This is a genomic window from Serratia sp. CC22-02, assembly GCF_900182895.1.
GTDB classification, from domain to species: Bacteria; Pseudomonadota; Gammaproteobacteria; order Enterobacterales; family Enterobacteriaceae; genus Serratia; species Serratia nevei.
On sequence record NZ_FXUD01000003.1, the window covers coordinates 185,242 to 211,019 of the forward strand.

19 protein-coding genes are annotated in these 25,778 nt (G+C 60.5%); 6 read left to right on the forward strand and 13 right to left on the reverse strand.

The window, feature by feature from the left end; translation table 11 throughout:
* Positions 1–124: 124 nt before the first annotated feature.
* Complete coding sequence (treR, locus tag QOL81_RS12830) at positions 125–1,072, reverse strand: trehalose operon repressor TreR (RefSeq protein ID WP_038879034.1); 948 nt, start codon at positions 1,070–1,072, stop codon at positions 125–127.
* A gap of 422 nt (positions 1,073–1,494) precedes the next feature.
* Between treR and mgtA the strand changes: the two genes are divergently transcribed.
* Together mgtA and QOL81_RS12840 are read left to right on the forward strand one after the other, a co-directional pair.
* Positions 1,495–4,203: a magnesium-translocating P-type ATPase gene (mgtA, locus tag QOL81_RS12835; protein WP_197658037.1), complete on the forward strand. Its 2,709-nt coding sequence runs from the start codon at positions 1,495–1,497 to the stop codon at positions 4,201–4,203.
* A 267-nt stretch (positions 4,204–4,470) separates the two neighbouring features.
* Positions 4,471–6,861, forward strand: a complete 2,391-nt coding sequence (locus QOL81_RS12840; protein WP_283439860.1) for a beta-N-acetylhexosaminidase — start codon at positions 4,471–4,473, stop codon at positions 6,859–6,861.
* A 52-nt stretch (positions 6,862–6,913) separates the two neighbouring features.
* On the opposite strand, the gene ridA is transcribed toward QOL81_RS12840, so the two are convergent.
* The 5 genes from ridA to argF all read right to left on the reverse strand — a co-directional run bounded on the left by ridA (position 6,914) and on the right by argF (position 11,951).
* Entirely contained in the window at positions 6,914–7,300 is a 387-nt protein-coding gene (ridA, locus tag QOL81_RS12845) for a 2-iminobutanoate/2-iminopropanoate deaminase (protein ID WP_004933379.1), read from the reverse strand.
* Between the two features lie 157 nt (positions 7,301–7,457).
* Positions 7,458–7,922, reverse strand: coding sequence for an aspartate carbamoyltransferase regulatory subunit (gene pyrI, locus QOL81_RS12850; RefSeq protein WP_038879023.1), 465 nt, complete (start codon positions 7,920–7,922; stop codon positions 7,458–7,460).
* Between the two features lie 12 nt (positions 7,923–7,934).
* Positions 7,935–8,870 (reverse strand): aspartate carbamoyltransferase, encoded by a 936-nt coding sequence (gene pyrB / locus QOL81_RS12855; RefSeq protein WP_038879020.1) that lies wholly within the window; start codon positions 8,868–8,870, stop codon positions 7,935–7,937.
* A gap of 298 nt (positions 8,871–9,168) precedes the next feature.
* Entirely contained in the window at positions 9,169–10,737 is a 1,569-nt protein-coding gene (locus QOL81_RS12860) for an ABC transporter substrate-binding protein (RefSeq protein ID WP_283439861.1), read from the reverse strand.
* 194 nt (positions 10,738–10,931) lie between these two features.
* Positions 10,932–11,951: an ornithine carbamoyltransferase gene (gene argF / locus QOL81_RS12865; protein WP_197658034.1), complete on the reverse strand. Its 1,020-nt coding sequence runs from the start codon at positions 11,949–11,951 to the stop codon at positions 10,932–10,934.
* Between the two features lie 162 nt (positions 11,952–12,113).
* On the opposite strand from argF, the gene rraB reads away from it, so the two are divergent.
* Together rraB and miaE are read left to right on the forward strand one after the other, a co-directional pair.
* Complete coding sequence (gene rraB / locus QOL81_RS12870) at positions 12,114–12,539, forward strand: ribonuclease E inhibitor RraB (protein WP_025305115.1); 426 nt, start codon at positions 12,114–12,116, stop codon at positions 12,537–12,539.
* 177 nt (positions 12,540–12,716) lie between these two features.
* A complete protein-coding gene (miaE, locus tag QOL81_RS12875) occupies positions 12,717–13,481 on the forward strand; it encodes a tRNA isopentenyl-2-thiomethyl-A-37 hydroxylase MiaE (protein ID WP_015376459.1) in 765 nt (254 codons plus the stop codon).
* An 83-nt stretch (positions 13,482–13,564) separates the two neighbouring features.
* Here the strand turns inward: miaE and QOL81_RS12880 are convergent, their stop codons facing one another.
* The 6 genes from QOL81_RS12880 to pepA form a co-directional block, all read right to left on the reverse strand.
* On the reverse strand, positions 13,565–14,686 hold the full coding sequence (locus tag QOL81_RS12880; protein ID WP_197658033.1) for a hypothetical protein: 1,122 nt from the start codon (positions 14,684–14,686) through the stop codon (positions 13,565–13,567).
* Positions 14,687–14,782: 96 nt separating this feature from the next.
* Positions 14,783–16,387, reverse strand: a complete 1,605-nt coding sequence (locus tag QOL81_RS12885; RefSeq protein WP_197658032.1) for a GMC family oxidoreductase — start codon at positions 16,385–16,387, stop codon at positions 14,783–14,785.
* Between the two features lie 226 nt (positions 16,388–16,613).
* The gene (locus QOL81_RS12890) at positions 16,614–17,117 is read right to left on the reverse strand and encodes a GNAT family N-acetyltransferase (RefSeq protein ID WP_004933360.1); all 504 of its coding nucleotides are present in this window, start codon (positions 17,115–17,117) and stop codon (positions 16,614–16,616) included.
* A 200-nt stretch (positions 17,118–17,317) separates the two neighbouring features.
* Positions 17,318–20,194 (reverse strand): valine--tRNA ligase, encoded by a 2,877-nt coding sequence (locus QOL81_RS12895; RefSeq protein ID WP_060440856.1) that lies wholly within the window; start codon positions 20,192–20,194, stop codon positions 17,318–17,320.
* Between the two features lie 12 nt (positions 20,195–20,206).
* A complete protein-coding gene (locus QOL81_RS12900; protein ID WP_019453292.1) occupies positions 20,207–20,656 on the reverse strand; it encodes a DNA polymerase III subunit chi in 450 nt (149 codons plus the stop codon).
* 232 nt (positions 20,657–20,888) lie between these two features.
* The gene (gene pepA / locus QOL81_RS12905; RefSeq protein ID WP_004933352.1) at positions 20,889–22,400 is read right to left on the reverse strand and encodes a leucyl aminopeptidase; all 1,512 of its coding nucleotides are present in this window, start codon (positions 22,398–22,400) and stop codon (positions 20,889–20,891) included.
* Between the two features lie 282 nt (positions 22,401–22,682).
* Here pepA and lptF point away from each other — a divergent pair, with 282 nt between their 5' ends.
* Together lptF and lptG are read left to right on the forward strand one after the other, a co-directional pair.
* Entirely contained in the window at positions 22,683–23,777 is a 1,095-nt protein-coding gene (gene lptF, locus QOL81_RS12910; protein ID WP_019453291.1) for an LPS export ABC transporter permease LptF, read from the forward strand.
* Positions 23,777–24,847 carry an LPS export ABC transporter permease LptG gene (gene lptG, locus QOL81_RS12915; protein ID WP_019453290.1) on the forward strand — a complete coding sequence of 357 codons (1,071 nt, stop codon included), beginning with the start codon at positions 23,777–23,779 and terminating at the stop codon, positions 24,845–24,847. The genes lptF and lptG overlap by 1 nt, the downstream gene beginning before the upstream one ends.
* A 61-nt stretch (positions 24,848–24,908) precedes the next feature.
* On the opposite strand, the gene QOL81_RS12920 is transcribed toward lptG, so the two are convergent.
* Complete coding sequence (locus QOL81_RS12920; RefSeq protein ID WP_049271167.1) at positions 24,909–25,667, reverse strand: DeoR/GlpR family DNA-binding transcription regulator; 759 nt, start codon at positions 25,665–25,667, stop codon at positions 24,909–24,911.
* Positions 25,668–25,778 lie beyond the last annotated feature (111 nt).

The following is a 25,778-nucleotide window of genomic DNA, read 5'->3' on the forward strand; positions in this document are numbered from 1 at the left end:
CAGAGGTGTTGACTGAGTAATGATCAAAGCTTAGCCACTCGGCTTTTTGAATGAAATGGGAACGTTCCCGGTTTGGGGCGAGGATCACAAAATGACAAAAAATGGTCAACTTCTCAGCAGATCGTCAGGAAAGTTTGCTGGGCACCACCAGGCGGCGGATCCCCTGTTCGCCGCTGAGCTGTGCCAGCAGCTGCTGCGCCGCCAGCAGGCCGGCGCTGCCGTAGCCGAACTCGACCGACAGGGTATCGGGGAACAGGAAGCTGAGCAGCGGGGTGTTGCCGATGGCGCACACCTGAATGGCGTGCGCCGGCTGCTGCTGCAGGTATTTAATCGCCCCCAGGGCGATGCTGTCGGAGGCGCAGATCAGCGCGCTGGTGTGCGAGTCGATCACCTCGGCGGCGTGCTGGAAACCGCTCTGGTAGCTCAGCTCGCCCAGCGTGGCGCGCGGCGTGAGCTTGAGGCGTTCACAGGCGTCGAGATAGGCCTGGTAGCGGCGCTGGCCGGTGGTGGCGTCGCTGAGCTGCACCCCCAGATAGCCGATATGCCGGTGCCCTTGCCGGTGCAGGCGATCCATCAGCAGGTTCACCGCGCCGGCGTCGTCGTAACATACGGACGAGAAGCCGTCGTATTCACGCACCATCACCACCATTTTTTCCTGCCACGGTTTGAGCATCGCCGCGGTCAGGCCGGTGAAGCCGAACAGGATCACCCCGTCGACGTTGCGCTGGCGCAGCACGTGCAGATGCTCCTGCACCAGGCGGGTTTCGAACTGGCTCTCCATCACGATCGGGTCGAAGCCCTGCTGATACAGCAGCGGCAGCATGGTGCGCACCGCCTGGTTTTCCGACGGCGAATCGAGACGGGAAACGATGATGCCCACCACCTTGTCGCTCTGGCCGCGCATGGCGCGCGCCGACTTGGAGGGGGTAAACCCTTGCTGACGGATCACCGCTTCCACCCGTTCGCGGGTTTGCGGGCTCACGCTGCCTTCATTGTTCAGCACGCGTGAGACGGTGGATTTGCCTACGCCGCTCAGGCGTGCGATGTCCTTGATGGTCAGCCGGTTTTGCATGGTTTACTTGTCGTTTAGGTTGTAAGGCGTAAATTGACGGCCAATAATGAATGCCCGTCAGCATAGCTCATTTTCCGACGCGGATCTTGATGCAAAACGGGATTGTGACATTGCGATGAACGGCCGCTCCTGCCGCTCTGTTTTTCCCTTTACCGGAGGTTATACCCCATATGGACCCCGACCCGACTGCTTTAGACACTCACTCGGTTCTCCGGTAAAACCTCTCCGCCTGGCGCTGCTGTTTTACCGGTGAAGTACATCACGGTAACCGGTGGCGCGCGCTTCGTCGTTCGCTCCTGCTGCTGAAAAAAAGAATAAGGATCTGCATTGGCAGAGGCTTTTTGGCGTGCCCGCCATCCGCCCGGCCGATGACGATCCCCGTTTACCCGCTGCCGTGAGGCACCGGGCGACGAGGTGCGACCATGAAACTGAAAAAACTCCCCCGTCAGCTGCTGGGCCTGTTCGCCCGCGGCCTCCCGCGCCGTTTGGTGCGGCGCGACAGCCTGCTGGACAGCGTCGGCGGCGCTGCGCGCGATATGCCGGCCGGCCTGGCGCAGCAGCGGCTGGAATGCGCCGCCGCAGAGACGATGCAGCTGTTTGAGCGCTTCCACAGCCACCCGGAAGGCATCACCGCCCATGAGGCGGAGCAGGTGCGCCAGCGCTGCGGCGAGAACGTCATCGACGATCAGCAGAAAGAGGCCTGGTGGCAGCACCTCTGGCACTGCTACCGCAACCCGTTCAACCTGCTGCTGACCGCGCTCGGCATGATTTCTTATGCCACCGAGGATCTGACCGGCGCCTTGGTGATCGCGCTGATGGTGCTGATCTCCACGCTGCTGAACTTCATCCAGGAGGCGCGCTCCAACCGGGCGGCCGACGCGCTGAAGGCCATGGTGAGCAACACCGCCACGGTGATCCGCAGCGATGCGCTCACCGGCAGGAGCGAGCACGTGGAGCTGCCGATCGCGCAGCTGGTGCCGGGCGATATCATCAAGCTGGCGGCCGGCGACATGATCCCGGCGGATCTGCGCGTGCTGTCGGCCAAGGATCTGTTCATCAGCCAGGCGGCGCTGACCGGTGAATCGCTGCCGGTGGAGAAATCCGCGGCGCCGCAGGCGTTGGCGGCCGATCCGCTCGACTGCCAGAACCTGTGCTTCATGGGCACCAACGTGGTCAGCGGCACCGCGCTGGCGATGGTGATCGGCACCGGCGGCAACACCTATTTTGGCCAGCTGGCGCAGCGCGTCACCAGCCAGGATGAGCAGCCGAACGCCTTCCAGAGCGGCATCAGCAAGGTCAGCTGGCTGCTGATCCGCTTTATGCTGGTGATGACGCCGATCGTGCTGCTGATCAACGGCTACACCAAGGGCGACTGGTGGGAGGCGGCGCTGTTTGCGCTGTCGGTGGCGGTGGGGCTGACGCCGGAAATGCTGCCGATGATCGTCACCTCGACGCTGGCCAAAGGGGCGGTGAAACTGTCGCGCCAGAAGGTGATCGTCAAACGCCTGGACGCCATCCAGAACTTCGGCGCCATGGACATTTTGTGCACCGACAAGACCGGCACCCTGACCCAGGACAAGATCGTGCTGGAGCGCCACACCGACGTGTTCGGCGCCAGCAGCGAGCGGGTGCTGCGCTACGCCTGGCTGAACAGCTTCTACCAGACCGGGCTGAAAAACCTGCTCGACGTGGCGGTGCTGAGCTGCGCGGAACAAAATCAGCAGCCGGAAGCGCTGCAGCACTACCGCAAGGTGGATGAGATCCCGTTCGACTTTGTGCGCCGCCGCATGTCGGTGGTGGTGGCCAAGGACAACGAGTACCACGAGCTGGTGTGCAAGGGCGCGCTGGAAGAGATGCTGGCGATTTGCAGCCACGTGCGCCACGAAGACGAGGTGATCCCGCTCAGCGAGGCGCTGCTGGCGCGCATTCGCCGCATCACCGACGATCTCAACCAGCAGGGGCTGCGGGTGGTGGCGGTGGCCAACAAGATCCTGCCGGCGCAAACCCATGAATACGGCGTGGCGGACGAGTCGGATCTGATCCTCGAAGGCTACGTCGCCTTCCTCGATCCGCCGAAGGAGAGCACCGCGCCGGCGCTGGCGGCGCTGAAACAGAACGGCGTCACGGTGAAGATCCTCACCGGCGACAACGAGCTGGTGGCCGCCAAAGTATGCCGGGACGTCGGGCTGGCGGCCGAGCACCTGCTGCGCGGCAGCGAGATCGAGCAGATGGACGACGAGCAGCTGGCGCAGGCGGCGGCGCGCACCACGGTGTTCGCCAAGCTCACGCCGCTGCACAAAGAGCGCATCGTCAAACTGCTGCGCCGCCAGGGGCACGTGGTGGGCTTTATGGGCGACGGCATCAACGACGCGCCGGCGCTGCGCGCGGCCGATATCGGCATCTCCGTCGATTCGGCGGTGGACATCGCCAAGGAAGCGGCGGACATCATCCTGCTGGAAAAAAGCCTGATGGTGCTGGAGCAGGGGGTGATCGAAGGGCGCCGTACCTTCGCCAACATGCTGAAATACATCAAGATGACCGCCAGCTCCAACTTCGGTAACGTGTTCAGCGTGCTGATCGCCAGCGCCTTCCTGCCGTTCCTGCCGATGTTGCCGCTGCACCTGTTGATTCAGAACCTGATGTACGACATCTCGCAGATCGCCATCCCGTTCGATAACGTCGACGACGATCAGATCACCCAGCCGCAGCGCTGGAACTCCGCCGATCTGGGGCGGTTTATGGTGTTCTTCGGGCCGATCAGCTCGATCTTCGACGTGCTGACCTTCTGCCTGATGTGGTGGGTGTTCAAGGCCAATACGCCGGAAATGCAGACGCTGTTCCAGTCCGGCTGGTTCGTGGAAGGGCTGCTGTCGCAAACGCTGATCGTGCACATGATCCGCACGCGCAAAATTCCGTTTATCCAGAGCCGCCCGTCCTGGCCGCTGTGCATCATGACGCTGGCGGTGATCGCCACCGGCATCGGCCTGGTGTTCTCGCCGCTGGCCGGCTTCCTGCAACTGCAGGCGCTGCCTCTCGGCTACTTCCCATGGCTGGTGCTGATCCTCGCTGGTTACATGGTGCTGACCCAGTGCGTGAAAGGCTGGTTCGTGCGCCGCTACGGCTGGCAATAACCCGTTCGCCCCCTCCGGCCGGGAGGGGGCAACTGTGATCCCGTCCGCTTTTTCACCGCAACGGTTGGACATCTGTTCTGTGCTGAGTCTTTATCTACAGCGTTGGCTGTTTTCCCCTGCGCCTTTCAAGCCACCGCGTTGTTGGCTGTACGCCCGCCCCCCAGTGACTTAGCAGACCTAAGCGCCTGGGGATGCGGGCGCTTGCCGCCTAGCGGTGGTTTGAAATTCATTGGGGATATTTTGTTTTTTTCCTCTGAGGAATTTCCGATGCACAGACCTTTCCGTTATACGCTACTGGCTTCATCGTTATGGTTTTCTTGCGGCGCGCTGGCGCAGCCGGCCGGCGATCTGCCGCTGATGCCCTGGCCGCAGCAGGTGGAAGTGACGCAACCGGCGGGCAAGCTGGTTTTGGATCACCGTTTGTCCCTGACGCTGCAGGGTGACGACTTGGGCGATGCGCTGCCGCGCTGGCGCCAGCGCATCGAACTGCAGACCGGCTGGACGCTGGCGCCGATGGAAGAAGCGAACGGCGCGGCGATCAAGGTGGTGATCAAGGACCGGGTGGCGGCGCAGCCGCTGCCGGGCAGCGACGAAAGTTACCGGCTGGCGGTCACGCCGCAGGGCGCCACGCTGACCGCCAACACCCGCTTCGGCGCGCTGCGCGGCATGGAAACCCTGCTGCAGCTGCTGCAGACCGACGGGCAAAACACCTTCCTGTCGCTGGTGGATATCCGCGATGTGCCGCGCTTCCCGTGGCGCGGCGTCTTGTTGGATTCGGCGCGCCATTTCCTGCCGCTGCCGGACATTCTCCGCCAGCTCGACGGTATGGCGGCGGCCAAGCTTAACGTGTTCCACTGGCACCTGACCGACGATCAGGGCTGGCGCTTTGCCTCCGAGCATTACCCAAAACTGCAACAGCAGGCCAGCGACGGCCAGTTCTATACCCGCGAGCAGATGCGGCAGGTGGTGGCTTACGCCACGGCGCGCGGCATTCGCGTGGTGCCGGAGATCGACATGCCGGGGCACGCCTCCAGCATCGCGGTGGCCTATCCCGACCTGATGAGCGCGCCGGGGCCATATCGCATGGAGCGCGAGTGGGGCGTGCATAAGCCGACGCTCGATCCGACCCGCGACGAGGTATATCAGTTTGTCGATACGATCGTCGGCGAGCTGGCGGCGATCTTCCCCGATCCCTATCTGCACATCGGCGGCGATGAGGTGGACGCCAGCCAGTGGCGGGCGTCGTCGTCGATTCAGGCGTTTATGCAGCAGAACGGGCTGGCGGATACCCATGCGCTGCAGGCCTACTTCAACCAGAAGCTGGAAAAGATCCTCGAGAAACACCAGCGGCAGATGGTCGGCTGGGACGAGATCTACCACCCGTCGCTGCCGCGTTCGATCGTCATTCAGTCCTGGCAGGGGCAAGACTCGCTGGGTGCCAGCGCGCAGGACGGCTATCAGGGCATTCTCTCCACCGGTTTCTACCTCGATCAGCCGCAAAGCACCGCCTATCACTACCGCAATGAAATTCTGCCGCAGCCGCTGGGGATCGAGACGGCGGTGCAGCCCGGCGAGCAGGCACAAAGCTGGCGCTTCAGCATGCCGCGCCTGAAGGGCAGCGCGGTGGAGGGTAGCTTCACGCTGATCGAGGGCAAGCAGGGCTGGCGCGGCTTTATCGATTTCAACGGCAAATCGCGCCGCGCGGTGCACGACATCGTCTGGCGCACGCCGCAGCAGGTGACGTTCCGCGTCGATACCTGGATGGGCGACACGCGGCCGGTGTTCACGCTGCGGCAGGACAAGCTCAGCGGCTATACGCTGGTCGGCAACGTGCGTTACCCCACCCGCGGCGACAAGCTGGCGGCGGTGCCGGCGGGCAAGATGCCGGTGGTGCCGGACGAGAAAGGGCAGGCCAACATTCTCGGCGGTGAAGCGGCGCTGTGGGCGGAAAACGTGCGCGCGCCGCTTCTCGATCTTAAGCTGTGGCCGCGAGCCTTCGCGGTGGCGGAGCGGCTGTGGTCGGCGCAGGACGTTACCGACGAAAGCAACATGTACCGGCGGCTGGCGGCGATCGACGCCTGGTCGGTGGTGTCGGTCGGCCTGCAGCAGCACGCGGAAACGGCGCGCGAATTCACCCGCCTGAGCAACAGCGTGCAGATCGCGCCGCTGCAGATCCTGGCCGAGGCGGTGGAGCCGGCGCAGTATTACACCCGTCAGCACCTGAAGTTCCAGGCCGGCAACTATCACCAGTTCGAACCGCTGAACCGCTTTGCCGATGCGCTGCCGCCGGAGAGCGGCGCGGTGCGCGACATGCATGCCCAGGTCGCGGCCTTGTTGCAGGATAAGCGCGATAAGGCGGCGGCGCAGGCGCTGCGCGAACGGCTGCAGCGCTGGCAGGCGAACGGCGCGGCACTGCAGACGGCGATCGCGGGCAACCGTACGCTGCGCGATCTGGCGCCGGTGGCGCAGGACGTTGGCGCCTTGGCCACGCTGGGCTTAACGCTGCTGGATCGCCATCAGCAGGGCAAACCGCTGAGTCGGGCCGAGGCCGAGCAAGCGCAGCGCCGGCTGGATGCGGCGGCGCAGACGCGCGACGAAGTGGTGATTGCGACGGTGTACCCGCTGGAGGCGCTGCTGCGCGGCCTTAAAATGGAGTGAGGACAAATAAAAACGGCCAGTCTGCACTGGCCGTGATTCGCGTGAGCGTCGATTAACGGCGCACGGCGATGGCTTCGATTTCGATCTTCACGTCTTTTGGCAGACGCGCCACTTCCACGCAGGAGCGGGCCGGGAACGGCGCGCTGTGCTCGGTGAAGAAGGCTTCGTACGCGGCGTTGACGGTGGCGAAGTCGTTCAGGTCTTTCACGAACACGGTGGTTTTCACGATGTCGGCAACGATCAGGCCGGCGGCTTCGACGATCGCTTTGACGTTTTCCAGCGACTGGCGCGCCTGAGCGGCCACGTCGTCGGCAACGGCGCCGGTTTTCGGATCGACCGGGATCTGGCCGGAAGTGATGATCATGCTGCCCAGATCAACGCCCTGCACGTAAGGACCAATGGCTGCCGGGGCGAGTTCAGTGCTGATATTACGTGACATGTTTTCTCCTGATAGACCCGTTGTCTTTCACGCCGCCGCGCGGTCGGCCGCAGCGTAAAATTCGGTGGGTAGCAACGTGGGTAGAGTTATTTTCAGGCATCCATTATAGGGAGTGACGCGCAGATTAACAGCGCCGCTCCCGCTAAAAGGGCAGAATTCAGTCGGCCTGCAGCACCACCTGATGCTCGAACTCTTTCTCGCAGTAGCGGCACTTCAGGTGCACTTCGCCGTCGCGCGGCTTCACGCTGAAGCTCGACGCCACCGGCTCGCTGCGGCTGATGCAGTTGCTGTTCGGGCAGGTCAGCACGCCGTCGATGTGATCCGGCAGGCTGAGGGTCAGTTTGCGCACCACTTCATAGTTATCGATGCGGTTTACCGTGGCCTTCGGCGCGTACATCGCCAGCTGGTTGGCCTGCTGCTCGGTCAGGAAGGTGTTCTCGATCTTGATCAGATCCTTGCGGCCCAGCTCGTTGGAGGGCAGGTTCAGGCCGATGGTGATGCGCTGGTCGGTGGCGGTCAGCTTGAACAGCGTCAGCAGTTTGAAACCGATCTGCGCCGGAATGTGGTCGATCACCGTGCCGCATTTGATCGCTTCGACCTGCAGTTTGTTGTCGTGAGTCATGGCGGTTCCCCCTTAAAGAGCCAAATCTGCGTTGAGCACCAGCGCCAGCAGCGCCTGGCGGGCGAAGATGCCGTTGCCCGCCTGCTGGAAGTAGTAAGCGTACGGCGTTTTATCCACGTCGGTGGCGATCTCGTCGATGCGCGGCAGCGGATGCAGCACCTTGAGGTTGGCGCGCGCGCCGGCCAGATCCGCAGCGCGCAGCACGAACTGCGCCTTCACGTTGGCGTACTCGGAAGGATCGAGACGCTCTTTCTGTACCCGGGTCATGTAGAGAATATCCAGCTCCGGCACCACTTCTTCAATGCTGCTGTGCAGGCTGTACTCGATGCCTTTCTCTTCCAGCATTTTCAGGATGTAGGCCGGCATCGCCAGCGCGTCCGGGGCGATGAAGTAGAAGCGGTTGCCTTCGAACTTGGCCAGCGCCTGGGTGAGCGAGTGCACGGTGCGGCCGTACTTCAGGTCGCCGACCATGGCGATGCTGAGGTTGCTCAGGCGGCCCTGGGTTTCCTGAATGGTGAACAGATCCAGCAGGGTCTGGGTCGGGTGCTGGTTGGCGCCGTCGCCGGCGTTGAGCACCGGTACGTTGCCGGAGAATTCAGCGGCCATGCGCGCCGCGCCTTCCTGCGGGTGGCGCATCACGATGGCGTCCACGTAGGTGCTGATCACCGAGATGGTGTCGGCCAGGGTTTCGCCTTTCTTGCCGAGCGAGGTGTTGCTGCCGTCGGCGAAGCCCACCACCGAGGCGCCGAGGCGGTGCATCGAGGTTTCGAACGACAGGCGGGTACGGGTCGAGGCTTCGAAGAAGCAGCTGGCGATCACCTTGTGTTTCAACAGTTCCGGCTGCGGGTTGGCTTTCAGACCGGCGGCGGTGCGCAGCACCAGCTCCAGATCCTCGCGGCTGAGATCGTTAATAGAGATGATGTGTTTGTGATACAGCGGGTTGGCCATTTTTCACTCCTCCTCGACGCGTGCCCGTGGCGCGGGACTTTGGGATATTCTCAAGGCAAAAAAAAGCCCCTCAATGAGGGGCTTGAAACGATCGGTTTAGCAACAGGAGAAACAACGGCAGCTGGCCGCCGATAGGCAGTCGGTTTTGTCGATTGTGGCTAACAAAACAAACGTCGTTTTTCATGCTTTCTCCTGGCAAATTGTGGCGCATTATACTCGCGCTTTTCTCTACTGCAAGCGCTAAAACGCCGTTTTTTGCCGCCCCGCAATCGATTGGCCGGCGATGGCCGCCCGCCGGCTATTTGCTGACGCGATCGTAGTAGACCATGTCGGCGTTCAGCCCCTGCTGGTAGCCTTTGACGTTGTCGCGCAGCACCACTTCGGTTTTGGCCTGATCGATAAACACGTAAGGCGAACTGCGCTGCAGCTCCTGCTGCATGGCGGTGTACAGCGCGCGGCGCTTGGCCGGATCGGCTTCGGCCAGCGCCGCCAGCGTCTGCTGGTTCAACTGCGGGATCTGCCAGCCGTTCAGTCCGGCTACCGTGCTGCTTTTGCCGTCGTTATAGGCGAAGGCGCTGGCGTTGGAGTGGGCGTCGAAGTAATCCGGGATCCACAGGCGGATCGCCGCCTGATGCTGCCTGGCGCGCACGCGGGAGTAAACCTGGCTGCCCGCCGCCGGCAGCAGCTCTACCTTCACGCCGGCGGCGGCGAAGCTGCCCTGCAGCGCCTGCGCGATGGTGATGAACGGCGGCTTGTTCTCTACGTCCAGCGTAAAGGCGGCGTGGGTGATGCCCGCCTTGGCCAGAATGGCTTTTGCCTTGGCCGGATCGTAGCTGAACGGGTTGGTCTCCAGCGCGCCCGGCAGCCCGACCGGCAGGAAGCTCTGGTGCACGAAGTATTGGCCCTTCAGCAGATCCTTCGTGATGCCTTGATAATCCACCAGGTAGCGCGCCGCTTCCCAGAAGGCCGGGTTGTTCAGCAGCGGATTGGCGCCGTTGCCGGTGTTGAACACCAGGTAGTTTTGCTCGGCGGACGGGATCTCCAGCACCTTGACGCCCGGCTGGTTTTTCAGCGTGTCGGTCTGATCGGCGCCCAGTTCGCGGGCGATATCGGCGTCGCCCTGCTGGATCAGCAGGCGGCGGGTGGCCGGATCCGGCACGTTTTTAATGATGATGTTTTTCAGCTGCGGCTTGTCGCCCGGCGAGGTGGGGTTGGCGTCCAGCACGATCGCCTGATGCGGCTGATAGACGCGCATCTTGAACGGGCCGCTGCCGGCGGAGTGCATTTTCAGCCAGGCGTTGCCGAAGTCGCCGTCTTTAACGTTGGCCAGCGCCGCCTTGCTGTCGACGATCGAGGCGATCGGCGTCGAGAGGATATTCAGCGCCACCGCCGGGCTGACGTCCGCCGTCCAGCGCAGCTGCACGGTATGTTCGTCAATCTTCTTCAGCTGCGCGTCGATGTTGTCCGGCTGCCAGCCGAGCACGTTGAGGATGAACGCCGGCGATTTGTTCATCTTGACCGCGCGGCTGTAGGAGAAGATCACGTCGTCGGCGGTCAGCGGGTTGCCGGAGGCGAACGCCGCCTGCAGCCGCAGTTTCACCGTCAGCGTTTTGGCCGCCGCATCGGCCTGCCAGCTTTCCGCCAGCACCGGCGCCACCTTGGCCGGATCGTCGCGATCCGCCTGCACCAGCCGCTGATACAGGCTGGGCACCGTCTGGATGCTGGAGAGTTCGTTGGCTTCCGCCGGATCGAGGCTGACGATGTCATCCAGCGATTGCACCACCACCAGCGTATTCGGCGGCGTGGCGGCTAACGCGGCGGCGGGCAGGGCGGCGAGCAGGAACAGCGGCAAGAGTTTGGCTTTCATCGGTGTGTATCCCCTGAAGGCGCCGCCAGGCGGCGCTGAGAACGGTTTGTTATCGTTGGTTTTTACGGCGCGGGTGCCGTCGGCCTGTCACGGTAGAACCTTTGCCCGCGGCGGGCAAAGGTCAATCCGCTATTTGATATTCCAGGAATATATTAGCCGCCCTGGCCGGGGGCGCCAGGGCGGAGGGGGGATTGTCAGAGGGTTTCGCTCAGCGTGGCGACCAGCACCGCTTTGATGGTGTGCAGCCGGTTTTCCGCCTGATCGAACACCACGCTGTGCGCCGATTCGAACACCTCGTCGGTCACTTCCATGCCGCCGTGCAGGTCGTACTGCTGCGCCATCTGCTTGCCGAGCGTGGTTTGATCGTCGTGGAACGCCGGCAGGCAGTGCAGGAACTTCACGTTCGGGTTGCCGGTCAGCTTCAGCATCGCCATGTTGACCTGATACGGCCGCAGCAGCGCGATACGCTCCTGCCAGGTCTCTTTCGGTTCGCCCATCGACACCCAGACGTCGGTGTAGAGGAAGTCAGCGTCTTGCACCCCTTCGGCGATGTCTTCGGTCAGGGTGAGTTTCGCGCCGGTTTGCTGCGCCAGCGCCTGGCATTCGGCCACCAGCTCCGGCTGCGGCCAGCAGGCCTTTGGCGCCACCAGCCGCAGATCCATGCCCGCCAGCGCGGCGGCTTCCAGCAGCGTGTTGCCCATGTTGTTGCGCGCGTCGCCGACGTACGCCAGTTTCACTTCGCTCAGCGCCTTGCCCGGTAAGTGCTCCTGCACGGTGAGCAGATCCGCCAGCAGTTGGGTGGGGTGGAACTCGTCGGTCAGGCCGTTCCATACCGGCACGCCGGCGTATTCCGCCAGGGTTTCCACCAGCGCCTGGCCGTAGCCGCGATACTGAATACCGTCGTACAGGCGGCCCAGCACCCGGGCGGTGTCTTTCATCGACTCTTTATGGCCGATCTGGCTGCCGCTCGGGCCGAGGTAAGTGACCTGGGCGCCCTGATCGAATGCGGCAACTTCGAAAGAGCATCGCGTGCGGGTCGAGTCTTTTTCGAAGATGAGCGCAATGTTTTTGCCCTGCAGCCGGCGCTGTTCCTGCCCCTGCTTCTTGGCCTGCTTCAGATCGGCTGAAAGCCGCAGCAGCGCCTGCAGCTCGGCGGGGGTGAAATCCATTAACCTCAGAAAGTGACGTTGGTAGAACGCATTGCCGGTGCTCATAGTCCGATTCCCTGATTGCTTAATTGAATTAAAATTCACTTTATATGTATGAATATTCAATTTCAACCCCGGCGAGGAAATCTTTCACGTTTATCGTGGAAGCAATGTCGGCGGTGTGTGAAAATAGAAGGAATGAAGGCCATTTGACTTGAGGATATAGGCATGGCAAACCGCGAATTGCTGGAAGAACAACGTGAAGAGACCCGCCTGATCATCGAAGAACTGCTGGAAGACGGCAGCGATCCGGACGCGCTCTACACCATCGAGCACCATCTGTCCGCCGAGAAATTTGAGGTTCTGGAGCAGGCCGCCGTTGAAGCCTTCAAGCTGGGCTACGAAGTGACCGACGCCGAAGAGCTGGAAGTGGAAGACGGCTCGATGGTGATGTGCTGCGACGTGATCAGCGAAGTCGGCCTGAACGCCGAGCTGATCGACGCTCAGGTCGAGCAGCTGGTGGCGCTGGCGGAACGCTGCGGCGTCAATTACGACGGCTGGGGCACCTACTTCGAAGATCCGAACGGTGAAGACGGTGAGGATGACGAAGACGGCGACTACATCGACGAAGACGACGACGGCAAACGCCACTGATTAACCCCGCTTATTCACATGGGCCGGTTCTCGCCGGCCCCTGATATCCCCGTCGTCTTTCAAGCTGCAGCGTTGTTGGCTGCACTCTCTCACCCCAGTCACTTACCTGAGTAAGCTCCTGGGGATGAGTGAGCTGGCCGCCTAGCTGCAACTTGAAATACATAGGGCAATGACGCCATGACATACCAATCCCTGTTAGCCCCGATTTTAAGCTTCCTGCACTGTGAAACGCCCGACGCCTGGATCGACGCCGCGCGCCGTCCGGAAAACCTGCAGCTGTTGCTGACCGACCACCTGGTGTGCGAGCTGAAGGCCGCGCAGACCGGCATGTGGCTGATCCGCCGCTACGTGGCGGACAAAGAGAGCGGCGACGCGCTGTTGGCGCTGCTGCGGCCCTACGAGGCGTTTCTGCACGAGGCGCAGGGCGCGCCGGACACGCTGTTTCGTCAGGGCCAGTTCACCCGCAAGATCCTGCCGAAAAACGGCTCGGCCTACGGCCAGGATTTGGCGGATCGCATGGTGCTGTTGATCAAGGAAGAGTTGCATCACTTCTCGCAGGTGCTGGAGATCATGCAGGCGCGCGGGATCCCCTATCGCAAAATCACCGCCAGCCGCTACGCCAAGGGCATGATCCGCGAGATCCGCACCCACGATCCGGCGACGCTGATCGACAAACTGATCTGCGGCGCCTACATCGAAGCGCGATCCTGTGAACGCTTCGCCAAACTGGCGCCGCACCTGGACGACGAGCTGAACCGCTTTTACGTCTCGCTGCTGCGATCCGAAGCGCGGCACTATCAGGACTACCTGACGCTGGCGGAACAGATCGCCGGCGGCGACATCAGCGAACGGGTGGCGCATTTCGGCCGTCTCGAAGCTGAGCTGATCCTGTCGCCGGACAGCGAACTGCGCTTCCACAGCGGCGTGCCCGCCGCCGCCTGAGATTTTTCTTTAGTTTGCATCTCTACAAAAATGAGAGATGCAAACCAAGAAAAATAGTTTTCCTAATCTTTTATCTAAAATACTCAGTTGCATAAATGATGAAGTTGTTTAAACATAGCTTGGTGTAATCCAATAGGAATATTCTTTTTATTATTTATGTTCTTTGTTTTTTTAGTCGTTAGCTCTATATTTAATTTCACATTTTCCGGTATTTCTACCATATTGTAGCTTACTCCCGGTAACATCCCCCCATTTTGGAAAGCTATATTTTCTATAGTGAATAGTTTTGCTAGTGATTGTAGCTTTTTTTCTTGTGTAGATACATATGCAATACAAATTTCTTCTGGGTTATTGTGGAACATAATTTCTGGCATTCGTAAAAGAAATATATCCCATGCAGTTGATTTTATAATTGAAGTGGCTTTTTCGATAGGCGTATTCGATTGAATTCCTAATAGTCGACCTGCTTTATCGAAAAAATAATGAAGTGACAAGTGCGCTTCTCTAGCAAGCATGATTTCTAGATCATATTCTAAGAAACGTATAAACTCGTTATACTGCTCAATAGGCGATGAGTTTTTCATTTCATATTTTCTTATAAGAACCATTTTTATGAGAGCAATCTCTATAGTTTCTATCATCTGAGTTAAACTTTCTTTATTATAGGATATTATGAAGTCGTCTACTCGTTTTTCTGCTACCTCTCTTAGAGAGCTGGAGTTTGATGAAAGAAGGTAATGAGCTATAGCTTCGTCATTTGGAGTGATAGTGCCAGTTTTAACATAAATCTCATCATTCATGGAATGAAGAGTTAATAATGATTCTGTTCGACGAATGGCATTTTTCCTAAATGTCTCTACTGAGGATTTTGAGAAATGCTCGAGGTAATAAAACATAGCACTTGAGTCCCATTGTCTTCTGGACAAAAAATGCAAGAATTCTATTAGGCCATCAGTTTTTTTTTCATGTTGAATTAGCCCATCTATTTTATTAATAACGTTTGAGTCAAGTAACGCGCTTGGGAACATATTGAAGCTAATATTACCTTTATCAATAAACTCTTGATTAATTATTATAGGCCTTTTTCCATTAAATTGGTCTATTAAAAATATGGGTTCATTAATGCCGAAGGTCATGCTTTCTTCTAAGAAATCTGACTTGTAAGGTGAGTTTGATATATCCCAATAAAATGATTCATCTTTCATATCTACATCCTCCTGATGGTGCTATCCGTGGTAAATATTATCATATTGGTATCTTTAAATTATAAAGTTACCACAAAATGATTGTGGCAACTTTATTTACATTGGCTCCAGCAACAGATCCACCGCCTTTTCCGCCAGCATGATGGTCGGCGCATTGGTGTTGCCGCTGGTGAGTTGCGGCATCACCGAGCAGTCGATCACCCGCAGCCGTTCAAAACCGTGCACCCGCAGCTGCGGATCGGTCACCGCGTCCTGCGGCGACGGCCCCATACGGCAGCTGCCCACCGGGTGATACACCGTCTTGCAGAAGTTGCGCACGAAGGCTTCCAGCTGCGCTTCGTCGCGCGTCCATTCCGGCTGCGGCATCAGCAGATCTTTGATCAGCGGCTTCAGCGCCGCAGTTTGCAGGAAGCCCAGGCCGAACTTCACCGCGCGCACGCTGCCGGCCAGATCGTCCGGGTGGCCGAGGTAGTTGGCGTGCAGCTTGACCGGATCGCGCGGGTTGCTGCTGCGCAGCAGCACTTCGCCGCGCGCCTTCGGCTGCAGGTAGCCGACCTTGAGCGTGAAGCCGTGAATGTTCGGCAGCGGCTCGCCGGGCACGTCGTCCCAGCTGTCCAGCAGCGGCAGGAAGTGGATTTGCACGTCCGGCCGGCCGTCGCCCTGGCTGTCGGTGAAGGCGGCGCCTTCCAGCACGTTGGACGAGAGCACGCCGCTGCGAAACGCCAGCCACTGCGCGCCGTGGCTCAGCGCCTGCAGGCCGCGATCGGCGCCGAACAGGCTGATCGGCTCGCGGGTGCTGACGTTGATCGACATGTGCAGGTGGTCGTGGAAGTTTTTGCCCACCGGCAGATCCGCCCGCACCTCAATGCCCAGCTGTTGCAGGTGGTCGCGCGGGCCGATGCCGGAGAGCATCAGCAGCTTCGGCGAACCGACCGCGCCGGCGCTGACGATCACCTCTTTGGTGGCGCGCGCGGTGACTTCCGCGCCGCCGTTCTGGCTGTAGACTACGCCGGTGGCGACGTTGCCCTCGAAGGTCAGCCGGTGCGCCAGGGCGTTCAGTTTCACCACCAGCCGCCGTTCGTCGCGCACCGCCTTCAGGTAGGTGCGGGCGGTGCTGGCGCGTTCGCCGTTGTGGGTGGTGGTTTGGTAGAAACCGACGCCGTGCTGGCTGTCGCCGTTGAAGTCGTTGCGATAGGGCAGGTTCAGCTCCTGGCCGGCGCGGATAAACGCCATGCTGAGCGGGTGGCGGTAGCGGTTTTCGCTGACCGGCAGCAGCCCGTCGGTGCCGTGGTAGTCGTCCGACAGGCTTTCGTTGGCCTCGGCGCGTTTGAAGTAGGGCAGCACCTCGCGGTAGCTCCAGCCGGTGCAGCCGTAGCGTTCGGCCCAGTCGTCGTAGTCCTGCGGCTGGCCGCGCAGGTAGATCATGCCGTTGACCGAGCTGCTGCCGCCCAGCACCTTGCCCTGTGCGATCTGCATGCGGCGGTTGTTGGCGTGCGGCTCCGGTTCCGTCTCGTAGGGCCAGCTCTTTTTGGCGATGATCTTGGCCACCCCGGCCGGCATCTTGATGAACAGGTTATTGTCGTCGCCGCCGGCTTCCAGCAGCAGCACCCGTGCCTGGGTGCGGCGGATCAGCTGCGCCGCCAGCACGCAGCCGGCGGAACCGGCGCCGACGATGATGTAATCAAAGGTATTTTCCGACATGACAGCTCTCCGTGCGCGATTGGGATACTGGCAGAGTAACGCGGGGGAAAAAGCGGTCAATTTGCGATCGTTAATTTATTAACGAACTTCACATTAAATTTACATTGTGGTTTTTAACGTCAGTTTATCTGCTTGAAAAACGGCGTTATAGCGAGTTTTACTGATTGATTGCGATATTAATAAAATGGCGCAGCAAGCTACGCCATGATAGAGAGGCGGGGGACGATTACAGCGTTTTCAGCATGGTGACTTCGCAATCGACGTGGCCGGTGGCGCCCATCGCGTGGTCGATGTGTTCGAAGCCCAGGTGTTCGTACAGCGCAACGGCCTGCGTCAGGCTGGCGGTGGTCTCGAGGTAACAACAGCGGAAGCCGTGCTGGCGGGCGAAATCCAGCGCCTGCAGCGCAAGGCGCTTCGCCAATCCCTTGCCGCGCAACACCGGCAGGAAATACATCTTCTGCAATTCGCAAATATCGTCTGCGCCGCCCTGCAGCGGCGCGATGCCGCCGCCGCCGGCGACCTGGCCGTCCACCTCGATCACCCAGTAAGCGCTGCGCGGCAGGCTGTAGAGCTGATACAGGGCGTCCAGATTGGGGTCGGAGACGGTATAGCCTTTATCCGCCGTCAGGCCGTGCTCGGCGGAGACTTCGCGAATGACGTGAGCAATGGCGGGATTGTCTTCCGCCGTGATGGGGCGCACCAGCAGGCGCGCCGGGGTTGCTGTTGTCATGTTTACACTCGCCATTGAAAGAGACCACGTTCGTTTTTCGTTTTTATCGCAGCACGAAACGCGCCGGGGGTTATTTCCCGGCGGCGTCCCTGCAGCAGTAATATCTTGTAATAACATCTAACCCGGCCCGGATGCAACGGCGATAAAAAAACAGCGGGGAAGACCCCGCTGTTTTTCAGGCGTTGGCGTGAGCCGGTGGATTACAGCGCGGCGATGGTCGCCTGCTGTTCCTGCAGCTTCACTTTGCCTTCTTTGCAGGCTGCCAGGCGATCGCGCTCTTTGGCGACTACCGCTTCCGGCGCGCGCGCCACGAAGCCTTCGTTCGCCAGCTTGCCTTCGATCGCGGCGATTTCCGCATCCAGCTTGCCCATCTCTTTCGCCAGACGCGCGATCTCGGCGTCCTTGTCGATGAAACCGGCCATCGGGATCAGCAGCTCGGCGCCGTCCACCAGCTTGGTGACGGAGACCGGGCCTTTATCACCGGCCGGCAGCAGCGCGATAGATTCCAGGCGCGCCAGACGGGCGATAAAGCTTTGGTTCTCCTGCACGCGGCGCTGGGCGTCGGCGCTGCAGTTGCGCAGCAGCACGTCGAGCGCTTTGCTTGGCGCGATGTTCATCTCGGCGCGGATGTTGCGCACGGCGATGATGGTTTGTTTGATCCACTCCAGATCGTTCAGCGCCTGCTCGTCTTCCAGCGCGGCGTCGTAGGCCGGGAACGGCTGCAGCATGATGGTGTCTGCGGTCGTGCCGGTCAGCGGCTTCACGCGCTGCCAGATGGTTTCGGTGATGAACGGAATGATCGGGTGCGCCAGGCGCAGCAGCGCTTCCAGCACGGTGATCAGCGTGTGGCGGGTGCCGCGCTGTTCCGCTTCGCTGCCGTTGCTCACCACCGGCTTGGTCAGTTCCAGATACCAGTCGCAGAACTGGTTCCAGGTGAATTCGTACAGGATGTTGGCCGCCAGATCGAAGCGGTAGGTGTCCAGCGCTTCGCGGTAGGCTTTCACCGTGCGATTGAATTCGGCCAGGATCCAGCGATCCGCCAGCGACAGCACTTTCTCGCCGCCGTTGAAGCCGCAGTCGTGCGCTTCGGTGTTCATCAGCACGAAGCGGCTGGCGTTCCACAGCTTGTTACAGAAGTTGCGGTAGCCTTCCAGGCGCTTCATGTCCCAGTTGATGTCGCGGCCGGTCGAGGCCAGCGCCGCCAGAGTGAAGCGCAGGGCGTCGGTGCCGTGCGGCTCGATGCCGTTCGGGAACTGCTTCTCGGTGCGCTTGCGGATTTTCTCCGCCAGCTGCGGCTGCATCATGTTGCCGGTGCGTTTTTCCAGCAGATCTTCCAGCGAGATGCCGTCGACCATGTCCAGCGGATCGATCACGTTGCCTTTCGACTTGGACATCTTCTGGCCTTCGTCGTCGCGGATCAGACCGGTCATGTAGACGGTCTTGAACGGCACCTGCGGCTTGCCGTTTTCATCCTTGATGAAGTGCATGGTCAGCATGATCATGCGCGCGATCCAGAAGAAGATGATGTCGAAGCCGCTGACCATCACGCTGGTCGGGTGGAAGGTTTTCAGCGCGTCGGTCTGCTCCGGCCAGCCCAGGGTAGAGAAGGTCCACAGGCCGGACGAGAACCAGGTGTCTAGCACGTCTTCGTCCTGGGTCAGCACCACGTCGGCGCCCAGGTTGTTCTCGCTGCGCACTTCTTCTTCGCTGCGGCCCACGTAGACTTTGCCGTTCACGTCATACCAGGCCGGGATGCGGTGGCCCCACCACAGCTGACGCGAGATGCACCAGTCCTGAATGTCACGCATCCAGCTGAAGTACATGTTTTCGTACTGCTTCGGCACGAACTCGATTTGGCCCTGTTCGACCGCTTCCACCGCCACTTTGGCCAGCGGCGCGGTGCGCACGTACCATTGGTCGGTCAGCATCGGCTCGATCACCACGCCGCCGCGGTCGCCGTAAGGCACCGTCAGGTCGTGCGGTTTGATCTCGTCCAGCAGGCCCAACTGATCGAAGGCGGCAACCACCGCTTTACGCGCCGCGAAGCGCTCCAGGCCGCGGAACTCGGCCGGGATCTCGTTGCAGTAGTCGGTGCAGACTTCGCCCAGGGTGTTGAACACTTCCGCTTCCTGGCGGATGTCGCCGTCGAAGGTCAGAATGTTGATCATCGGCAGGCCGTGGCGTTTGCCGACTTCGTAGTCGTTGAAATCGTGCGCCGGGGTGATCTTCACGCAGCCGGTGCCTTTTTCCATATCGGCGTGTTCGTCGCCGACGATGCGGATGCGGCGGCCGACCAGCGGCAGAATGATCTCTTTGCCGATCAGATCTTTATAGCGCGGATCTTCCGGGTTGACCGCCACGCCGGTATCGCCCAGCACGGTTTCCGGACGGGTGGTGGCGACCACCAGATAGTCTTTGCCCTCGGCGGTTTTCGCGCCGTCGGCCAGCGGGTAGCGCAGGTGCCACATGGAGCCTTTGGATTCGCGGTTTTCCACTTCCAGATCGGAGATGGCGGTGCGCAGCTTCGGATCCCAGTTCACCAGGCGCTTGCCGCGGTAGATCAGGTCTTCTTTGTGCAGACGGACAAACACTTCGCGCACCGCGTTCGACAGGCCTTCGTCCATGGTGAAGCGCTCGCGCTCCCAGTCCACGGAGTTGCCCAGACGGCGCATCTGGCGGGTGATGGTGCCGCCGGACTCCGCCTTCCACTGCCAGATTTTGTCGATGAACGCGTCACGGCCGTAGTCGTGGCGGGTTTTGCCTTCTTCCGCGGCGATCTTGCGCTCCACCACCATCTGGGTGGCGATGCCGGCGTGGTCGGTGCCCGCCTGCCACAGGGTGTTTTTACCCTGCATGCGCTGATAGCGAATCATGGTATCCATGATGGTCTGCTGGAACGCGTGGCCCATATGCAGGCTGCCGGTGACGTTCGGCGGCGGGATCATGATGCAGAAGCTTTCCTGGCTGGTGTCGCCGTTCGGCTTGAAGTAACCCTGATTCTCCCAGTGATCGTACAGCTTCTGTTCGATCTGTTTTGGGTCGTATGCGGTGTCGAGCTGACTGTTTGTCTTTTCCATTCTTTATCGTATTCAGTGAGTTGGCGGCGTAGCCGTGGTCAAATGGAAGCCGACGCTGCGATAGGCCTTGTAACGGTCGCGCGCCAACTGTTTCAGAGTGTCTTCGTAAGGAACGAAGTCTACCACTTCATGGAAAGCGGTAGCAAAATCGGCAAACTGCGGCAGCAGGGCGATCAGCAGATCGCGCGGGGCGTTGCCGCGCTTGCCGGGCCAGCACAGTTCCACCGGCGCGCCGTAGTGCGGCCCTTCGCCGGCCAGGTTGTGCGGCACGAATTCATGCGGCTCGCGCTGCCACAGCGCTTCGTCCAGCCGCTGGGCCTGCTCCTGGCTCTCGCAGGCGATCAGCACCCGCTTGCCGGCACGCCAGCGTTCGGCGGCAACGGCGCAGGCCACGGCCTCATGGGCGCTGAGCGCGCCAGACGGTTCCGCGTTGTCGAGCAAATAAAACGTCGCCTGTTTCATTAAGGATCCACCGCTGCCGATAAAAAAAACAGGGCACAACATGTAGGTTGCGCCCTTTTAGGGAACGGAGCAGATAACTCTACCCCTTCGCTGCTGAGAGGATTATATACCCAATAGATTTCAAGTTGCAGCTAGGCGGCAAGTTCGTTCATCCCCAGGAGCTGACATCAAGTCAGTGACTGGGGTGAACGAATGCGGCCAACAACGCTGCGGCTTGAAAGATGAAGGGTATTTAATCGTCGCCGTTCAGGCCTGCACGGTTGAGCAGGAACTGCGACAGCAGCGCCACCGGGCGGCCGGTCGCGCCCTTGGCTTTACCGGAACGCCAGGCGGTGCCGGCGATATCCAGGTGCGCCCAGGTGTACTTGCGGGTGAAGCGCGACAGGAAGCAGGCAGCGGTGATGGCGCCGCCAGGGCGGCCACCGATGTTTGCCATATCGGCGAAGTTGGAGTCCAGCTGCTCGTAGTACTCGTCGGCCATCGGCAGGCGCCAGGCGCGGTCGCCGGCCTGCTCGGAAGCGCCCAGCAGCTCGTGCGCCAGCGGATTGTGGTTCGACATCAGGCCGGTGATGTGGTGGCCCAAGGCGATCACGCAGGCGCCGGTCAGGGTGGCGATGTCGATCACCAGCTCCGGCTCGAAACGCTCGACGTAGGTCAGGGTGTCGCACAGCACCAGACGGCCTTCGGCGTCGGTGTTGAGTACCTCGACGGTCTGGCCAGACATGGTGGTCAGCACGTCGCCCGGACGATACGCCCGGCCGCCCGGCATGTTTTCACAGCCGGCCAGCACGCCGATCACGTTCAGCGGCAGGTTAAGCTCCGCCACCACGCGCATCACGCCGTACACGGTCGCCGCGCCGCACATGTCGTATTTCATCTCGTCCATGCCGTCGGCCGGTTTGATCGAGATGCCGCCGGAGTCGAAGGTCAGCCCTTTACCTACCAGCACGATCGGCTTAGCGTCCGGATTTGGGTTGCCCTTATATTCCATCACCGACATCAATGATTCGTTCTGCGAACCGGCGCCGACCGCCAGGTAGGCGTTCATGCCCAACTCTTTCATCTGCTGTTCGCCGATGACGCGGGTGGTGATATTGGTGCTGAAGGCGTCCGCCAGCTGGCGAGCCTGCGAGGCCAGGTAGCCGGCGTTACAGATGTTCGGCGGCATGTTGCCGAGATCTTTGGCCGCCTTGATGCCGGAAGCCACCGCCAGACCGTGCTGAATGGCGCGCTCGCCGCTGGTGAGCTCACGGCGGGTCGGCACGTTGAACACCATTTTGCGCAGCGGACGGCGCGGCTCCACCTTGTTGCTTTTCAACTGATCGAAGGTGTAGAGCGTCTCTTTGGCCGTTTCTACCGCCTGACGCACTTTCCAGTAGGTATTGCGGCCTTTCACGTGCAGCTCGGTCAGGAAGCAGACCGCTTCCATCGAGCCGGTGTCGTTGAGGGTATTGATGGTTTTCTGGATCACCTGCTTGTATTGGCGCTCATCGAGCTCGCGCTCTTTGCCGCAGCCGATCAGCAGGATGCGCTCGGAGAGAATGTTGGGCACATGGTGCAGTAGCAGCGTCTGCCCGACCTTGCCTTCCAGTTCGCCACGGCGCAGCAATGCGCTGATATAACCATCACTGATTTTGTCGAGTTGTTCTGCGATAGGGGACAGGCGGCGCGGTTCGAAAACGCCGACTACAATACAGGCACTGCGCTGTTTTTCCGGGCTACCGCTTTTTACACTGAACTCCATGCACTCTCCTGAATCTTAAAGACAAAGGCGGACGCTACGGCTAGAATAACCGACTCCGTAACGATCTCCTGCCATTTGAGTTAACGGATTATGTTAACCTGAACGGCATAAATTGCTCTGTTTTGGCGACTATAAGCAAGTTCCTATAGGACACCCAAACGGCTTGATGTTGTAATACTATTTTAGCTGTGAAGGTTGCCATATGATGAGAATAAATGGCGGATTAACGATGAAATTATCGATTTTCCTGCAAAAAGACAAGTTTTCACAGGCGTAATAAGCGTGATCATCATAAGATATCTGGTACGGGAAACGCTCAAGAGCCAAATCGCCATCCTGTTCATCCTGCTTCTGATCTTCTTTTGTCAGAACCTGGTCAGGGTGTTGGGCGACGCGGTGGACGGCAATATCCCGACAAACTTAGTACTCTCCCTGCTCGCGTTGGGCGTGCCGAAAATGGCGCAGCTCATCCTGCCTTTGAGCCTGTTTCTCGGCTTGCTGATGACGCTTGGGCGGTTGTATACCGAGAGCGAAATCACCGTTATGCACGCCTGCGGGCTGGGTAAACGCACCCTGATTATCGCCGCCATGATCCTGGCGCTGCTCACCTCTGCGGTCGCGGCGGTGAACGTGTTTTGGGCCGGCCCCTGGGCCTCGCGCTATCAGGACGTGGTGGTGAACGAAGCCAAGGCCAACCCGAGCATCGCCGGGCTGGCGGAAGGGCAGTTCAAACCCTCGCAGGACGGCAACGCGGTGCTGTTTATCGGCAACGTGAAGGGCAGCACCTTCAACGACGTGTTCCTGGCGCAGCTGCGGCCGAACGGCAACCAACGCCCGTCGGTGGTGGTGGCCGAGCACGGCAACATCGTGCAGCAGAAAGACGGCTCGCAGGTGGTGACGCTCGACAAGGGCACCCGCTTTGAAGGCACCGCGCTGCTGCGCGACTTCCGCATTACCGACTTCACCGACTACAAGGCGGTGATTGGCCACCGCACCGTGGCGGCGGACAACACCGAATCCGAACAGATGTCGATGCAGACGCTGTGGGAGTCCGACGATCCGGACGCGCGCGCCGAGCTGCATTGGCGCCTGACGCTGGTGGTGTCGGTGGCGCTGATGGCGCTGCTGGTGGTGCCGCTCAGCGTGGTGAACCCGCGCCAGGGCCGCGTGCTGAGCATGCTGCCGGCCATCCTGCTGTATCTGATCTTCTTCCTGCTGCAGACCTCGCTGCGCTCCAACGCCGGCAAGGGCAAGCTGGATCCGATGCTGTGGCTGTGGTTGGTTAACGGCGTTTACTTCGCGATCGCGCTGGCGCTGAACCTGTGGGATACCGTGCCGATGCGCAAGCTGCGCGCACGCCTGAGAGGAGCGGCCTGATGTTTGGCGTATTAGACCGGTATATCGGTAAAACGATTTTCAACACCATCATTATGACGCTGTTCATGCTGGTGTCGCTGTCCGGCATCATCAAGTTCGTCGATCAGCTGCGCAAGGTCGGCCAGGGCGAATACACCGCGCTGAGCGCCGGCATGTACACCCTGCTGAGCGTGCCGAAAGACATCGAGATCTTCTTCCCGATGGCGGCGCTGCTCGGTGCGCTGCTCGGCCTGGGCCAATTGGCGACGCGCAGCGAACTGGTGGTGATGCAGGCTTCCGGCTTCACCCGCCTGCAGATCGCCGGCTCGGTGATGAAAACCGCCATTCCGCTGGTGCTGCTGACCATGGCGATCGGCGAGTGGGTGGCGCCGCAGGGTGAGCAGATGGCGCGCAACTACCGCGCCCAGCAGATGTACGGCGGCTCGCTGCTCTCCACCAAGAGCGGGCTGTGGGCGAAGGACGGCAACGACTTCATCTACATCGAGCGCGTCTCCGGCGATAAAGAACTCTCCGGCGTGAACATCTACCACTTCAACGACCAACGTCGCCTCGAGACGGTGCGCTATGCCGCTACCGCCAGCTTCGAGAACGGCCTGTGGCAGCTTTCGCAGGTGGACACCTCGGATCTGACCAACCCGAAACAGGTGACCGGCACCCAGACGCTGACCGGCGAATGGAAAACCAACCTGACCCCGGACAAGCTGGGCGTGGTGGCGCTGGATCCGGATTCGCTTTCCATCAGCGGGCTGCACAACTACGTGAAGTACCTGAAGCAGAGTGGCCAGGAATCCAACCGTTACCAGCTCAACATGTGGAGCAAAATCTTCTCGCCGCTGTCGGTGGCGGTGATGATGCTGATGGCGCTGTCGTTCATCTTCGGCCCGCTGCGCAGCGTGCCGATGGGTATCCGCGTGGTGACCGGCATCAGTTTCGGCTTCCTGTTCTATGTGCTGGATCAGATCTTCGGCCCGCTGAGCATGGTCTACAGCATGCCGCCGGTGCTGGGCGCGCTGCTGCCGAGCATGCTGTTCCTGCTGATCAGCGTGTATATGCTGCTCAAACGCAAGTAGCGGGGCGATCGGTAGTGAAGAAAGGCGTGGCCGTGGGGCCGCGCCTTTTTTGTTGGGGGGATCAGCCGACGCTTAGTAGCGCAATGCCGGCATCCTGATAGGCCTGCGCGTCTTCCGGCAGGCGATCCAGCACGAGAGTGTCGATCTGGGCAGGGGAGGCGAACTGCGCCAGCGAGGTGTTGCTCAGCTTGGAGTGATCGCACACCACGATCACCTGATTGGCATGTTCCACCATCGCGCGCTTGGTTTCTGCCAGCATGATGTCGGCCACGCAGGCGCCCTGTTTCAGCGACAATGCGTTGGTACCCATAAACGCCTTGTCGATGTTCAGCGTATCCAGCAGCGAACGGCCGTTGATGGCGACCGCGCAGTGATAACCCTTTTTGACGATGCCGCCCAGCAGGATGATCTGGATAGATTCGACGTCTTCCAGACTCTTGGCGATCATGAAATCGTTGGTGACCACGGTCAGGTTGCGGCGCTGGCGCAGATGGCGGGCGATCTGCAGGGTGGTGGTGCCGGTGTCCAATACGATGATGTCGCCGTCTTCCACCAGGCCAGCGGCCAATTGACCGATTTGCTCCTTGGCGCTGAGGTTCACCTCTTCACGCTGATCGGAACCGACCTCGAAGCTGGCGCGGGTGCGCAGAATGGCGCCGCCGTGGGTGCGTGTCAGCATACCGGCGTCTTCCAGAATGCGCAGATCGGTGCGGATGGTGGCGCCGGAGACGTTAAAGCGCGAGCTCATTTCCCCTACGGAGAGCTTGCGCTTCTCCTTGAGAATGGCGAGGAGTTTTTCCTGGCGCTCTTCTGCGAACATGCTCACTCATTCACTCCTGACAGGCACAATGGACGTGCGGCTAATATACCCCGCGTATCGGCGGCAGGCAAAGCGCTTGCCGGCCGCCGCTGGTAATATTCCACCAGGCGT